This window comes from Sphingobium sp. PAMC28499, assembly GCF_004795815.1.
Classification (GTDB): Bacteria; Pseudomonadota; Alphaproteobacteria; order Sphingomonadales; family Sphingomonadaceae; genus Sphingobium; species Sphingobium yanoikuyae.
On the sequence record NZ_CP039248.1, the window covers coordinates 4003897 to 4018618 of the forward strand.

At 64.9% G+C, this 14722-nt stretch carries 14 protein-coding genes; 10 read left to right on the forward strand and 4 right to left on the reverse strand.

Translation table 11 applies throughout. The features are described from left to right. Positions 1-24: 24 nt before the first annotated feature. Together E5554_RS18980 and E5554_RS18985 are read left to right on the forward strand one after the other, a co-directional pair. Complete coding sequence (locus tag E5554_RS18980; RefSeq protein ID WP_136187745.1) at positions 25-2169, forward strand: alpha-glucuronidase family glycosyl hydrolase; 2145 nt, start codon at positions 25-27, stop codon at positions 2167-2169. 74 nt (positions 2170-2243) lie between these two features. Then, a complete protein-coding gene (locus E5554_RS18985; RefSeq protein ID WP_136187746.1) occupies positions 2244-3317 on the forward strand; it encodes a LacI family DNA-binding transcriptional regulator in 1074 nt (357 codons plus the stop codon). 342 nt (positions 3318-3659) lie between these two features. Here E5554_RS18985 and E5554_RS18990 read toward each other — a convergent pair whose 3' ends face one another. Together E5554_RS18990 and purB are read right to left on the reverse strand one after the other, a co-directional pair. Next, positions 3660-4052 (reverse strand): hypothetical protein, encoded by a 393-nt coding sequence (locus E5554_RS18990; protein WP_136187747.1) that lies wholly within the window; start codon positions 4050-4052, stop codon positions 3660-3662. A gap of 603 nt (positions 4053-4655) precedes the next feature. Beyond that, positions 4656-5972: an adenylosuccinate lyase gene (gene purB / locus E5554_RS19000; RefSeq protein WP_136187749.1), complete on the reverse strand. Its 1317-nt coding sequence runs from the start codon at positions 5970-5972 to the stop codon at positions 4656-4658. Between the two features lie 287 nt (positions 5973-6259). On the opposite strand from purB, the gene E5554_RS19005 reads away from it, so the two are divergent. Then, the gene (locus E5554_RS19005; protein WP_210729773.1) at positions 6260-6673 is read left to right on the forward strand and encodes an EF-hand domain-containing protein; all 414 of its coding nucleotides are present in this window, start codon (positions 6260-6262) and stop codon (positions 6671-6673) included. 138 nt (positions 6674-6811) lie between these two features. Here E5554_RS19005 and E5554_RS19010 read toward each other — a convergent pair whose 3' ends face one another. Beyond that, positions 6812-6997 carry a hypothetical protein gene (locus E5554_RS19010; protein ID WP_004211421.1) on the reverse strand — a complete coding sequence of 62 codons (186 nt, stop codon included), beginning with the start codon at positions 6995-6997 and terminating at the stop codon, positions 6812-6814. 223 nt (positions 6998-7220) lie between these two features. Here E5554_RS19010 and E5554_RS19015 point away from each other — a divergent pair, with 223 nt between their 5' ends. From E5554_RS19015 to pyrF, 7 genes are all read left to right on the forward strand, one after another. Continuing rightward, positions 7221-8369 (forward strand): fumarylacetoacetate hydrolase family protein, encoded by a 1149-nt coding sequence (locus tag E5554_RS19015; protein ID WP_063976189.1) that lies wholly within the window; start codon positions 7221-7223, stop codon positions 8367-8369. After that, on the forward strand, positions 8366-9124 hold the full coding sequence (locus E5554_RS19020; RefSeq protein WP_037507575.1) for an SDR family oxidoreductase: 759 nt from the start codon (positions 8366-8368) through the stop codon (positions 9122-9124). Before E5554_RS19015 ends, E5554_RS19020 begins: the two co-directional genes overlap by 4 nt. A gap of 1 nt (position 9125) precedes the next feature. Beyond that, positions 9126-10001 carry an SMP-30/gluconolactonase/LRE family protein gene (locus tag E5554_RS19025; protein WP_136187751.1) on the forward strand — a complete coding sequence of 292 codons (876 nt, stop codon included), beginning with the start codon at positions 9126-9128 and terminating at the stop codon, positions 9999-10001. Positions 10002-10030: 29 nt separating this feature from the next. Then, complete coding sequence (locus tag E5554_RS19030) at positions 10031-11443, forward strand: sugar porter family MFS transporter (protein ID WP_004211417.1); 1413 nt, start codon at positions 10031-10033, stop codon at positions 11441-11443. Positions 11444-11496: 53 nt separating this feature from the next. Next, positions 11497-12297 carry an aldose 1-epimerase gene (locus E5554_RS19035; protein WP_247594451.1) on the forward strand — a complete coding sequence of 267 codons (801 nt, stop codon included), beginning with the start codon at positions 11497-11499 and terminating at the stop codon, positions 12295-12297. 68 nt (positions 12298-12365) lie between these two features. After that, complete coding sequence (locus tag E5554_RS19040) at positions 12366-12713, forward strand: LapA family protein (protein ID WP_004211415.1); 348 nt, start codon at positions 12366-12368, stop codon at positions 12711-12713. After that, on the forward strand, positions 12710-13384 hold the full coding sequence (gene pyrF, locus E5554_RS19045) for an orotidine-5'-phosphate decarboxylase (RefSeq protein ID WP_017501564.1): 675 nt from the start codon (positions 12710-12712) through the stop codon (positions 13382-13384). Before E5554_RS19040 ends, pyrF begins: the two co-directional genes overlap by 4 nt. Before the next feature lie 57 nt (positions 13385-13441). On the opposite strand, the gene E5554_RS19050 is transcribed toward pyrF, so the two are convergent. Next, on the reverse strand, positions 13442-14542 hold the full coding sequence (locus E5554_RS19050) for a glycoside hydrolase family 43 protein (RefSeq protein ID WP_247594304.1): 1101 nt from the start codon (positions 14540-14542) through the stop codon (positions 13442-13444). Positions 14543-14722 lie beyond the last annotated feature (180 nt).

Genomic DNA, 14722 nt, shown 5'->3' on the forward strand with positions numbered 1-14722 from the left:
GCGGGCCAAGGGGGAGAGGACCGAATGTTTGCGCGCCTGTTTTGCTGGATCATGGCCAGCGCCCTTTTGATCAGCGCGCCCCGCGCGCTGGCGGAAGACGGTTATGATCTGTGGTTGCGCAATGCGCCGGCCGATGCCGCCGCTGCCCAACAGATCGGGGCCAACGCCCGCAGCATTGTCGGCGGGACCAGCCCTACCCTGACGATCGCAAGGCAGGAATTGCAGCGCGGCATTGCCGGGCTTACCGGCGCCACCGTGCCCCTGACAGCAACAGTGCAGCAAGGTGCGATCCTGCTGCAATCGGCCGCGCAGCAGGACAAGCCATCGGTGCCGACCGACGGGCTGGGCGCAGACGGCTATGCGATTCGCAGCCTGACGATCGCGGGCAAGCCGGTGACGGTGATTGCCGGCGCGACCGATGTCGGCGTGCTGCACGGCGCCTATGCCTGGCTGCGCCTTGCCCGCACCGGCGCGGCGCTCGACCGGATCGATATGCGCAGCGCGCCGCGCATCGGCCTGCGCCTGCTCAATCATTGGGACAATCTGGATGGCACAGTGGAGCGCGGCTATGCTGGCCAGTCGATCTGGGACTGGTGGCGCCTGCCCGATTATAAGGGACCGCGCTATACCGACTATGCCCGCGCCAACGCGTCGCTGGGCATCAACGGCACGGTGCTCAACAATGTGAATGCGAAGTCGGACAGCCTGACCGCCGCCTATATCGCCAAGGCGGCGGCGCTGGCCGACCTGTTCCGCCCCTATGGCATCAAGGTCTATCTGTCGGTCAAATGGACCGCACCGATGGAACTGGATGGCCTGAAAAGCGCCGATCCGCTCGACCCGGCGGTCGCCGCCTGGTGGAAGGCCAAGGCGGACGAAATCTACAAGGCGATCCCCGATTTCGGCGGCTTCCTGGTGAAGGCGAACAGCGAGGGCCAGCCCGGCCCGCAGGATTATAAGCGCACCCATGCCGACGGCGCCAACATGCTGGCGGCTGCGGTCAAGCCGCATGGCGGCATCGTGATGTGGCGCGCCTTCGTCTATGCCCATGACAATCCCGACGATCGCGCAAAGCAGGCCTATACGGATTTCAAGCCGCTAGACGGCCAGTTCGCCGACAATGTCATCGTCCAGGTGAAAAATGGCGCGATCGACTTCCAGCCGCGCGAACCCTTCCACCCGCTGTTCGGCGCGATGCCCAAGACGCCGCTGATGATGGAATTCCAGATCACCAAGGAATATCTGGGCCAGTCGACCCACCTCACCTATCTGGGCACGCTATTCGAGGAGACGCTGAAGAGCGATACGCTGGCCAAGGGCAAGGGATCGACCGTCGCCAAGGTGATCGACGGATCGCTGGAAGGCCACAAGCTGACCGGCATCGCCGGGGTCGCCAATATCGGCGTCGACCGCGACTGGAGCGGGTCGATCTTCAACCAGGCGGACTGGTATGCGTTCGGCCGCATGGCGTGGGACACCGACCTGACCGCCGAAGCTGTCGCGCGCGAATGGGCGGCGCAGACCTTCTCACCCGATCCCAGGGTGGTTGCGCCGATCGTCGCGATGATGATGGGATCGCACGAGGCGGCGGTCGACTATATGACGCCGCTGGGCCTAGCCCATATCATGGGCACCGGCCATCATTATGGCCCCGCCCCCTGGGTGTCCGAACTGGCACGGCCCGAATGGAACCCGGTCTATTATCACAAGGCCGACAGGCAGGGCATCGGCTTCGACCGGACCAGGACAGGCAGCAATGCCACCGGCCAATATGCGCTGGCGCTGGCGAAGCTGCTCGACAATCCGAAGACCACGCCGGAACGCGAGCTACTGTGGTTCCACCATCTGCCCTGGGATTATCGCCTGCAATCGGGCGAGACGCTGTGGGACGGCCTCATCCATCATTATGACCGGGGCGTCGAAACGGTGGCAGCGATGCAGCGGGATTGGGCCAAGCTCAAGCCCCAGGTCGATGCCGAGCGCTTCGCGCAGGTCGAGACCTTCCTGGCGATCCAGCATCGCGAAGCGCTATGGTGGCGCGACGCCTGCATCGCCTATTTCCAGTCGGTGTCCGGCCGCCCCCTGCCCGCCGGCAGCGCGGCGCCCGCCCATCCGCTCGACTGGTACAAGGCGCTGAGCTTTCCCTATGCGCCGGGGCATCCTAAATGAGATTTTACTTAAGCTTGCGCAATGATCCCGCTAGCAGAGAGGTTTAGTCCCATGTCGAAGGCCCCGAAATCCTGATGGAAGCCAGAAGTTCCCGCCGCCAGCGCAGCGCGCCCACCATCAACGATGTGGCGAAACATGCCGGCGTGTCGCCGATGACGGTGTCGCGGGTAATCAACGGTGAACAGGTGGTGCGGGCGGCGACCAAGGAGAAGGTGGAGGCGGCGATCGCCGCGCTCAACTACTCCCCCAGCGCCGCCGCGCGCAGCCTGGCGGGCGGCGACGAGACGCGGATCGGCCTGCTCTATTCCAACCCGTCTGCATCCTATCTGTCGGAATTCCTGGTCGGCAGCCTCGACCAGTCGAGCCGCGCCGGCATCGACCTGGTCGTCGAGAAATGGGACGAGCAGACCGCGGTCAAGGCGGTGGTCGACCATCTGGTGCGCGGCCGGATCGACGGCGTCGTGCTGCCGCCGCCGCTGTGCGACCATGAAGCGATGATCGATGCGCTGCGCGAGGCGGGCATCCCCGCCGTCGTGGTGGCGACGGGCCATGCGCCGGCCAGCCTGGCCGCGGTCAGCATCGACGACCGGGGCGCGGCCTATGAAATGACCCGGCACCTGATTGGCCTTGGCCATAACCGCATCGGCTTCATCAAGGGGCATCCGAACCTAAGCGCCAGCGAGGAACGGTATCAGGGCTATATCCGCGCGCTGGGCGAGGCCGGCATCGCACTGGACGACGCACTGGTGGAACAGGGTTTCTTCACCTACCGATCCGGGCTGGACGCGGCCGAGCATATATTGGCGCGGGACAATCCGCCGACCGCCATCTTCGCCAGCAATGACGACATGGCCGCCGCGACGGTGGCGATCGCCCATCGCAACGGGCTGGACGTGCCGGGCGACCTTACCGTCTGCGGCTTCGACGATACCTCGCTCGCTACCACCATCTGGCCGGAACTGACCACCATCCGCCAGCCGATCAGCGCCATGTCGCGGGCGGCGGTCGACCTGCTGGTCCGCCATATCAAGGGCCGCCGCGCCCAGAGCGAGGATGGCCCGCCGCACATGCTGCTGGACTATGAACTGGTCCGCCGCCAGTCCGACGCGGCGCCGCGATTGCGCCCCAAGCACAAGGGCCGAAAATAGGATCAGCAGCGCTTAACTTCGCATATTTCCTGCACATTGCGACATTTTCGTACGCACGTTGGAAATCTTCGTGCGAGGACGAACGGCGCGCGGACGATGGGAAAGAGCCTTGGCCCGGTGTAGCAGGGTGTGCGGGGTGTAGGACAGGTTTGGGTGGATTGCGGACCGGCGGCTTACGGGAAAGCATGAGCCGATAGCAGCCGTTGTCCGGTGACGGAAAACCCTCTTTGCGAGGTTGCCGGACAGTTTTGCAATCCGGCAGTGTTTTTCGGTCATTAGAAACGGCCTATAGCAACGTTTCGTCAGCCCGCCAAAACCTGCCGGTCAAACATATGATTGCCGTCAGGTAGCCAAGGTCACCGCTTTCCTAGGCCAAATGAAGGGAATTGAGCCAAGTATGAAACCTAGAAATGTCGCTTGGAGCGGCACGGCGACACCGAACGCCGCAATTTTCAGGACCACCAGCGCGTAAGTATTTGCTACCACATCGGCAATCATGATCGCTCCCGCCAACAGCAGGCCAGACCGCTTAAATCGTGAAAGAAGCAGGGCGATAATGAGCAAATCCAGAAGGATTAGCGAGGTCCAGAATATTTCGAGGACCGTTGGCCCCCAACTATAAGGCCGCCAGCCGTAGGCCAAGAAATCACGTGCATGATTGAATGCGCCAATCCCGAAGCAAGCCAGATACAGCCCCGAGACGAGCCGGAATCGAAGGTCTAGTCGCGTTTCCATGCGACAGCGATATCCTCAAAAAGTCATGACTGACAAACAGGTGTTTTCCGTTAGCGTCTGCTTTGGAGCGAGGCAGCAGTCCGGTCAAATGACGGAGAATGGTCGCTTCCAGACCATCCTCCCCTGCAAGGGGAGGTGGCTGGCCGTAGGCCAGACGGAGGGGTATCCCCCTCTCGATAGCGTGACACCCCTCCACCACTTCGTGGTCCCCCTCCCCTTGCAGGGGAGGAATTTACAGCCGCTCTTGGTCGTGTCGCGCCGGCCAGCTTTTCCGGCCATAAGCGGACAGGTCGCTGCGGGGAGCACTTTGTAGCGATTGGCTCTGTGGACAGCGATCGAGGGTCGGTTGCGGCCATCCCACCTCCGTCATGCTGAACTTGTTTCAGCATCTATCAAGCCTAACAAGCCATTGGTCTATTGGGAGGAATGGACCCTGAAACAAGTTCGGGATGACGACGATGGTGAGGGCACCTCTTGCTCGTCAGCGGTCAAAACCCGTTATCGTCATGACTTCGCCATGCTCGCAGGGACGCAAAAGGGCGCCGGACCGGGTGGTCGGGCGCCCTCTTCTTTACTGTCGCACGATGCTAGCCGCGCGCGGGGTCAGGCTTCGCCGAAGACGCGGGCGAAGATGGTGTCGACCTGGCGGAAATGATAGTCGAGGTTGAACTTGTCCTCGATTTCCTGCGCGCTCAATGCCTTGGCGACGTCTTCGTCGGCCTTGAGCAGTTCGAGCAGCGAGAGCTGGCCGTCGGATTCCCAGACCTTCATCGCGTTGCGCTGGACGTAGCGATAGCTGTCTTCGCGGCTGACGCCGGCTTGCGTCAGGGCCAGCAGCACCCGCTGCGAGTGGACGAGGCCGCCCATCTTGTCGAGATTCTTCATCATCCGCTCGGGGTAGACGAGCAGCTTGTCGATCACGCCGGTCAGGCGGCCGAGCGCGAAGTCGAGGGTGATGGTCGCGTCGGGGCCGATATAGCGCTCGACCGAGGAGTGCGAGATGTCGCGCTCATGCCAGAGCGCCACATTTTCCATCGCCGGCAGCGCATAGCTGCGCACCATGCGGGCGAGGCCGGTGAGGTTTTCGGTGAGGACCGGGTTGCGCTTGTGCGGCATGGCCGACGAGCCCTTCTGGCCGGGCGAGAAATATTCCTCGGCCTCCAGCACTTCGGTGCGCTGCAGGTGGCGGACCTCGACGGCGAGGCGCTCGATCGAGCTGGCGATGACGCCCAGGGTCGCGAAGAACATGGCGTGGCGATCGCGCGGGATCACCTGGGTCGAGACCGGCTCGATCGCGAGGCCGAGCTTTTGCGCCACATGTTCCTCGACGCGCGGGTCGATATTGGCGAAGGTGCCGACCGCGCCCGAGATGGCGCAGGTGGCGACTTCCTCGCGGGCCGCGATCAGGCGGGTCTTGCAGCGCGAAAATTCGGCATAGGCTTCGGCCATCTTGAGGCCGAAGGTGACCGGTTCGGCATGGATGCCGTGGCTGCGGCCGATGGTCGGCGTCAGCTTATGCTCGAAGGCGCGGCGCTTGATGACCTCGAGCAGCTTGTCGAGATCCTCGATCAGCAGGTCGGCGGCGCGGGTCAGCTGCACGGCCAGGCAGGTGTCGAGCACGTCGGAGCTGGTCATGCCCTGGTGCATGAAGCGGGCTTCGTCGCCCACCTGTTCGGCGACCCAGGTCAGGAAGGCGATGACGTCATGCTTGGTGACGGCTTCGATCGCGTCGATCGCGGGCACGTCGATCGCGGGGTTGGTGGCCCACCAGTCCCACAGCGCCTTGGCGGCCGACGGCGGGACGACGCCCAGTTCGCCCAGCTTCTCGGTCGCGTGCGCCTCGATCTCGAACCAGATCTTGAAGCGGGCTTCCGGCTCCCAGAGGGCAGTCATTGCGGGACGGGAATAGCGGGGGACCATGGGCGAATCCTGCGGCTGGAGGGTGAATATTGCCGCGCCGCCTAGCAGCCTGCGCCCTTTGGGGCAATTGAGGAGGCTCCCCTGCCCCGCGCGCGCCTCATCCGGCCGCAATTATCCAAGCAAAGACAGTCGAACCGAAGCATTTCATAAGTCCAAATGCGTAGATGAACCGATATTCAGGAACTTTTCCTAGTCTTCATGTATTATGTCATGGCAATTAAGGCATGAAGCCAAAGCAGGCGCCCAATGCAGGCCCTGCGCGTTTCAATGATATAAAGGATGTCGCCATGATCCGCACCTTGCTTCTGACGAGCACCATGCTGGTCGCAGCGCCCGCTTTGGCGCAGCAGGCTGCGCCGGCCGATCCGGCAGCACAGGCCGCGCAACCGGCCGCGCCCGCGAGCCCGGCAAAACCGCAGGCCGCACAGCCGGCAAACCCGGCCAATTCGGTCGCCGCGATCGTCGAGTCGGAATTCCCGGCCTATGACACGAACAAGGACGGACAGCTGGACCAGGGCGAGTTTTCGCGCTGGATGGTGGCCCTCAAGGATCAGGAGATGAAGGCCACCGGCAAGACGCTGCCGCCGGCCGAAGTCACTGCCTGGGCCAGCGGCGCCTTCACCACTGCCGATGCCGACAAGAGCATATCGGTCAGCAAGCCCGAACTGATCAGCTATCTGAGCGGCAGCGCGGGCGCATAAATATTTCCCTTCCCGTCACGAAGGCAGGGAAAATACAGAACCCCAAGCGGGTCGCACCGGGGCGGCATGTCGCAGAACATGCCGCCTCCTTTTTTTGATGGCGGACGGCCGCGGGGCCGGGAAGAGGCCCCGACGGGTTCAGCGACGCTTCTTGGTATAGAGCAGGGCAGCGACGATCGCGGCCGAGCCGATGCCCACGGCAGTGCCCATCCACACGGCCTTTCCGGCGGACTTGCGCGCCGCATCGGCGAGATCGGGGGCATTATCCTCTGGCTGGAGGGCTTCTGCGCCGGCGTCCGGCACGCTCTCTTGGTTCTTCTTCATAGTCCCCCTTCTATGCCGCAGCCCGGCGGGACTGAAAAGGGCTGACGTAGCGGCAAGGCCGGAAATTCGCCGTGCCACGCGCACGCCATGACGCCTGACCCGCGGCCAGCAAAGCCCCGACGCCCTGCCCCTGCGAGCGATTTTCATCAGGGGGTCTTGACTTGCACCGCCCTTCCATGTTGGTAGCGCTATCAATCAACAACCAGGTGCATAGGAGAAGATGATGCCGGGGGATACCGCCTTGCTTGACTGTCTGCCGCATGACTGGCGGACCGGGCTTTTCCTGGGCCGCATCCAGACGAACGCGGGCCCGAGCCCGATCCTGGTGTCGCAGGGCGTCGTTTACGACATGAGCGCGATCGCGCCGACCAGCGCCCAGCTGGTCGAGAAGCTGCCCTTCGTCGCCGCCACCGATGGCGAGAAGATCGGCGATCTGGACGCGATCGAAGCGGCGCTGCTGAGCCCGGTCGACCTGCAATGCGTCAAGGCATGCGGCGTGACCTTTGCCCTGTCGGCGCTGGAGCGCGTGATCGAGGAACGGGCGCGCGGCGATGCCGGCGCTGCCGCCGAAATCCGTGGCCGCCTGGAAGAGCGGGTGGGCGGATCGATCCGCGCCGTGGTGCCCGGGACCGAGGAAGCCGCAGCGCTCAAGGCCGCGCTGATCGAGGACGGGCTGTGGTCGCAATATCTGGAAGTCGCGATCGGCCCGGACGCGGAAGTCTTCACCAAGGCGCCGGTGCTGGCGACGGTCGGCCCGATGGCGGAAATCGGCATCCGGTCCGATTCCACCTGGAACAATCCCGAGCCCGAGGTCGTGCTGCTGGTCAATGCCGATGGCCAGGCCGTGGGCGCGACGCTGGGCAATGACGTCAACCTGCGCGATTTCGAGGGCCGCTCCGCCCTGCTGCTGGGCAAGGCGAAGGACAATAATGCGTCCTGCTCGCTCGGCCCGCTCGTTCGCCTGTTCGACGGCGATTTCACCATCGACGATGTGCGCAATGCCGAAGTCGGCCTGACCATCGAGGGGCCGGAAGGCTATATGCTCGAAGGTACGAGCCGGATGGACCAGATCAGCCGCGATCCGCTGGAACTGGTGCGCCAGACCCTGTCGGAACATCAATATCCCGATGGCTTCGCCCTGTTCCTGGGCACGCTGTTCGCGCCCGTGCAGGACCGTGACGAGGAAGGCCGCGGCTTTACGCACAAGGTCGGTGACATCGTTGCCATCTCCACCCCGCGCCTGGGCAAGCTGATCAATCCGGTGGTGACGTCGAAGGACGCCGCACCCTGGACCTTCGGCCTGACCGCGCTGATGACCAATCTTGCCGGGCGCGGTCTGCTCTCGGCCGTCGACCAGAAAGAAACTGCATGAGCCGCGCCATCTACCCGAGCCTGAAGGGCAAGCGGGTCTTCATCAGCGGCGGCGGCAGCGGCATCGGCGAAGGGCTGGTCGAAGCCTATGCGATGCAGGGCGCGCATGTCGCCTTCTGCGACATCGCCATCCCCGAGAGCGAGGCGCTGGCCGCACGGCTGAGCGGCTGCGCCTTCACCCCGATCTTCCACGCCTGCGACCTGCGCGACATCGACGCGCTGCAGGCGATGATGGCGCGGGTCGAGGCGGAACTGGGCGGGATCGACATCCTGATCAACAACGCCGCCAATGACGATCGCCACGCGATCGAGGACGTGACCCAGGCCTATTGGGACGAGCGGATGGCGGTCAATCTGCGCCACCAGTTCTTCGCGGCGCAGGCGGCGATCCCGGCGATGAAGCGCGCGGGCGGCGGCGTGATCCTGAACTTCGGTTCGATCAGCTGGCACCTCGCCCTGCCCGACCTCATCCTCTACCAGACCGCCAAGGCGGCGATCGAGGGGCTGACGCGCAGCCTGGCCCGCGACCTTGGCCGCGACAATATCCGCGTCAACACCATCATTCCGGGCAATGTGAAGACGCTGCGCCAGGAAAAATGGTACACGCCCGAAGGCGAGGCCGAGATCGTCGCGGCCCAGTGCCTGGACGGCCGCATCCTGCCGGTCGACGTCGCCGCGCTGGCCATGTTCCTGTCGTCGGACGATGCGCGCTACTGCACCGGCCATGACTATTTCATCGACGCCGGCTGGCGCTGAGATGCGCGACGCCGCACCGCGCAGCGTCCTGTCGGTCGGGGCGATACTGGGCGAAGGGCCGATCTGGGTCGCGCGCGAGGCGGCCTTGTGGTTCGTCGACATCAAGGGCCATGCGATCCACCGCTTCGACCCGGCGCTGGACGTGTCCAAGAGCTGGACCACGCCGGGCCAGGTCGGCTGGATCGTGCCGACCGACGACGGGCTGTTCGCGGTCGGCCTGCAATCGGGCGTGCATCGCTTCGATCCCAGGAGCGGCGCCTTCACCCTGCTCCACGCGCCTGAGGCGCATCGACCGGGCAACCGGCTGAACGACGCCACGGTGGCGCCCGGCGGTGCCCTGTGGTTCGGGTCGATGGACGATGCCGAGGCAGAGGAAAGCGGCCGTTTCTACCGGCTGCATCGCGGCGACCTGGTCGAAAGCGGGCTTGCCGCCGTGTCGATCACCAACGGCCCTGCCCTCTCGCCCGACGGGCGTATCCTCTATCACACCGACACGTTGGGCCGCGCCATCTGGCAATGCCCGGTCGATGCCGAAGGCGTCGCGGGCGCCGCCACCCTGTTCACGCGGATCGAGGATGGCGCGGGCTATCCCGACGGCCCCACGGTCGATGCCGAAGGCTGCCTGTGGACCGGCCTGTTCGGCGGATGGGCGGTGCGCCGCTATGACCCGGCCGGGCGGCTGATGCGCGAAATCCGCTTCCCCGTCGCCAACATCACCAAGATCGCCTTTGGCGGCCCGGACCTGATGACGGCCTATGCCACGACGGCGCGCAAGGGACTGGATGTGACAGCGTTGACAGAACAGCCCCTGGCGGGCGATCTGTTCGCCTTCGACGCCGGCGTCGCGGGGCTGCCGGGCCATGTCGCCACGATATAGAAGAAATAGAGAGCTGGAAGGACAAGCAGATGAGTGAGGGGAGCGCCGGGAAGGTCAATATGGCCTTCATCGCAGCGATCGTGGCCGTCGCCACGATCGGCGGTTTCATGTTCGGTTATGATTCGGGCGTCATCAACGGCACCCAGAAGGGGCTGGAAGCCGCCTTCGACCTGGGCAAGCTGGGCATCGGCGTCAATGTCGGCGCGATCCTGGTCGGGTCGTCGATCGGCGCGTTCGGCGCGGGCCGCATGGCCGACATCATCGGCCGTCGCGGCGTGATGATGCTGGCGGCGATCCTGTTCCTGGTGAGCGCGCTGCTGGCCGGTGCCGCCGGTTCCTCCGCCATCTTCATCATCGCCCGCATCATCGGCGGCCTGGGCGTGGGCGCGGCGAGCGTGATCTCGCCGGTCTATATCTCCGAAGTCACCCCCGCCTCGATCCGCGGCCGGCTGTCGAGCGTGCAGCAGGTGATGATCATTTCCGGCCTCACTGGCGCCTTCGTCGCCAATTTCGTGCTGGCCCGTTATGCCGGCGGTTCGACCGCGCCGCTGTGGCTCGACTTCCCGGCCTGGCGCTGGATGTTCTGGCTGCAGGCGATCCCGGCCGCCATCTATTTCCTGGCGCTGCTGGTTATCCCGGAAAGCCCCCGCTATCTGGTCGCGCGCGGCCAGGACGAACGCGCCCGCGCGGTCCTGACCAAGCTGTTCGGTGCCGAGGAAGCCAATCGCAAGGTCGGCGAGATCCGCGCCAGCCTGGCCGCAGATCATCACCGCCCCAAGCTGAGCGACCTGATCGACAAGGCCAGCGGCAAGGTGCGCCCGATCGTGTGGGCCGGCATTGGCCTCGCCGTGTTCCAGCAGCTGGTCGGCATCAACGTCGTCTTCTATTATGGCGCCACCCTGTGGGAAGCCGTTGGCTTTTCCGAGGATAATGCGCTGCAGATCAACATCCTGTCGGGCGTGCTGTCGATCGGCGCGTGCCTGGGCACGATCATGCTGGTCGACAAGATCGGCCGCAAGCCGCTGCTGCTGATCGGGTCTGCCGGCATGGCGGTGACGCTGGCGATCGTCGCCTATGCCTTCTCCACCGCCGTCACCGGCGCGGATGGCGGCGTGGTGCTGCCGGGCCATAATGGCCTGATGGCGCTGATCGCGGCGAACCTCTACGTGATCTTCTTCAACCTGAGCTGGGGCCCGATCATGTGGGTGATGCTGGGCGAGATGTTCCCCAACCAGATCCGTGGTTCGGGCCTGGCCGTCGCCGGCTTTGCCCAGTGGATCGCCAATGCCGCGATCTCGGTCAGCTTCCCGTCGCTCGCCGTGTCGCCGGGCCTGGTCGTGACCTATACCGGCTATGCCCTGTTTGCCGCCATTTCCTTCTTCTTCGTGCGCGCTATGGTCCATGAGACCAAGGGCCGCGAGCTTGAGGACATGGTCGGCTGAGCAAGATCGTCACCCTGAAGGCGGGCGCGCTCAGTTGCGCGCTCGCCCCTGACATTGGCGGATCGATCCTGTCCTTCGATCGCGACGGCGCGGCCCTGCTGCGCCGCGCGCCGCAGGACAGCCATGATCCGCTGGACATGGCCAGCTTCCCGCTGGTGCCCTATGCCAACCGCATCGCCCATGGGCGCTACAGGGTGGACGGGCAAAGCTATCAGTTGCCGCTCAATTTCGGCGATCATCCCCACAGCATCCATGGCTTTGGCTGGCAGCGGCCCTGGCATGTGCTGGAGCAGTCGGGCCATGACGTCAGGCTGGAACAGGATCATGAAGGCGAAGCCGGCTGGCCCTGGGCCTGGCGCGCGCAGCAGCATGTGCGGCTGAGCGAGGATGCGCTGGAGGTCACGCTGCTGGTGCAAAATCTGGGCGATAGCCCGATGCCCTGCGGCCTTGGCTTCCATCCCTATTTCGCGCTGGATGGCGACACGATGCTGCGCTTCCACGCCGACACGCTCTGGCTCTCCTCCCCCGACATGCTGCCCGAACGGGAAGTGTCGGCCGATGCGCTGGGCGACTGGTCGCAGGGCGCGCGCGTGACCGGCGACAGCCTGATCGACAATGTCCATGGCGGCTGGGACCATGTGGCGGTGGTCGACCGGGGCGACGGCATCCGCCTGACCTCGACGGCTGAGGGTTCGGACTGGCTGCATGTCTTCCGCCCGCCCGCCGGCGACTTCTTCTGCCTGGAGCCGGTCAGCCACATGCCGGACGCGATCAACGGACCTGAAGGCATGGCGATGCTGGCGCCGGGCGCCACGCAAACGCTGTCGATGATGGTCGCCGTCCGCGAAATCTGAACAGGCGCTTTCGCCTTTCGCCAAAATCGCCTAGGCTGACCGCCCTATCAGCAGCGAGAGGATCGCCGATGCAATTTCTGCGGACTGCCTTCTGGGTCGTCATCGCCGTCGCCCTCGCCTTCTTCTGCATGGCGAACTATGTCCCGGTGACCGTGCGCCTGTGGGGCGACATGGTGATGGAAACCAAATTGCCGGTGCTTCTGATCGGCGCATTCCTGCTGGGCGCCATGCCCTTCTGGATCATGGCCCGCGCGACGCGCTGGCGCATGAAGCGCCGGCTGGAGAGCACCGAGCGTGCGCTGGTCGCCGCAACCGCTTCCGCCGCGCCGGCTACACCCGTAACGCCTGCGACGGTGACAACCCCGATCTTGCCCGACGCCACGCCGTCGCCCCTTACCCCTACAGGACAAGCATGAGCAGCCCGATCTATGTCGCCATCGACACGCCCGACCTTGCCAAGGCCCAGCATCTGGCCGGGCAGGTCCGCAACCATGTCGGCGGGCTGAAGCTGGGGCTGGAGTTCTTCTGCGCCAATGGCCATCATGGCGTGCATGAGATGATGAAGTTCGGCCTGCCGATCTTCCTCGACCTCAAGCTGCACGACATTCCCAATACGGTGGCCAAGGCGGTGCAGGCGCTGCACGGGCTGGAGCCGGCGGTGCTGACGGTCCATGCCGCCGGCGGCCGGGCGATGCTGGAGGATGCCAAGGCGGCGGCCGGCACCAAGACCAAGGTGGTGGCGGTGACGGTACTCACCAGCCTCGACAATGGCGACCTCAATGACATCGGCGTCAGCGGCGCGGCCGAGGAGCAGGTGACGCGGCTCGCCGAACTGGCGCGGGACGCGGGCCTGGACGGCATCGTCTGTTCCGGCGAGGAGGTCGCGCTGGTCAAGAAGATCTGGCCCGACGGCTATTTCGTCGTGCCCGGTGTGCGCCCGGCGGGCGGCGCCATGGGCGACCAGAAGCGCGCCGTGACCCCGCGCGAGGCGCTGGACCGGGGCGCGTCGATGCTGGTGATCGGTCGCCCGATCAGCCAGGCCGAAGATCCTGACCAGGCGGCGCGCGCGATCGAAGCGACGCTGTAGGGATGGTGGATCGCACCGGCGGCGTTGCGCCGATCCGGTGCGATCCTCCCCTGCCCCTTATTTCCGGAAGAACGTCTTCAGCCGTTCCGCTTCCGCCGGGGTGATCGGGATGACGGCGCCGTGTTTGGGCTGGGTGAAGTTGGTGGCCTTCATCGGCGATCCCGGCGCGTTGAAATGGCCGATGTCGCGGAAATGGACGAAATCCTCCGTCTCCGAAAAGCCCATATTGTTGACCGGCTTGGCGCCGAACACATCATACATCAGCACATAGGTGTCGGTGCCGTGGCGGCGCCACAGGTTGGGCGCTTCGGTACCGACCGTTTCCGGGTCGATCTTGGCCGGATCGAAGACATAGCCGCCATCCATGCGCGATGAGGTCGCCTGACGCAGATGGCCGGGCTTGTCATGCGCGACATAGAAGAGGCGGTAGCGATCGCCGACCCTGGTGATGTCGCCGTCGATCGTGCCGATGCCGGACTTGGGATAGGTGAACAGGTCGCGCGGTTCGCTGGTCAGCGTGGTGAAGGCGTCGTCCGCATAGGCATAGACCATATGGTCGGTCTCCTTGCCGTTGCGGGTGCTGAAATAGACCATGATCTTGCGCTTGTCGGGATCGTAGATCATTTCCGGCGCCCAGGCGGTGCCGGCATTGGCGGTCGACTTGAACAGCTGATCGATGGTCACGGACGCGAGCGTCCAGTGGGTGAGATCATAGGATTTCATGAAGAGCATCGAGCGGTTATTGCCCCAGCCATAGCTGTCGGTCGGCCGCTGCCAGTCGGTATCCCGCAGCCCTTCGCGCTTGGCGAAAATATGCAGGTCGGTCATGGCGAGGTAGAAGGCATTGTCCGGGCCGCGCATGATGTAGGGATCGCGGATGCCCTTCTGTTCGGCGACGTCGCGGCCATTGAGGACCGGCGCACCGTCATTGACGTCGGTGAAGCTGTAGCCGTCTGCCGAGGTCGCGAAATGCAGCGAGTGGGTCTCGTCCTTGAAATAGACGAGGAGATAGGACGTCCGGGCGCTGGCCTCGTCCTTCGCTTCCGGCTTGGCCTTGGCGATGCGCTTGACGATGTCGAGCTGGCGCGGCGGCGTGGCGGGGGCCGCGATCGCCATGGTGGCGCTGCCCAGCAGCAGGCCAAACCCCAGATATCTCATTCCCGACGGCCACCGCATCAACACCCTCTCCCTCATCCATCGGGCGAGCGCATGATGATCGACAGACGCGCTTCGCCGACAGGGCCGCAGCGGACGGCGCTCTTCGCCGCCCCGTCACCGGCCCTTTATTTGTCGGACTAATGCAAACATCCGGGCATGGGTCAAGCGCGTTCCCGCGCT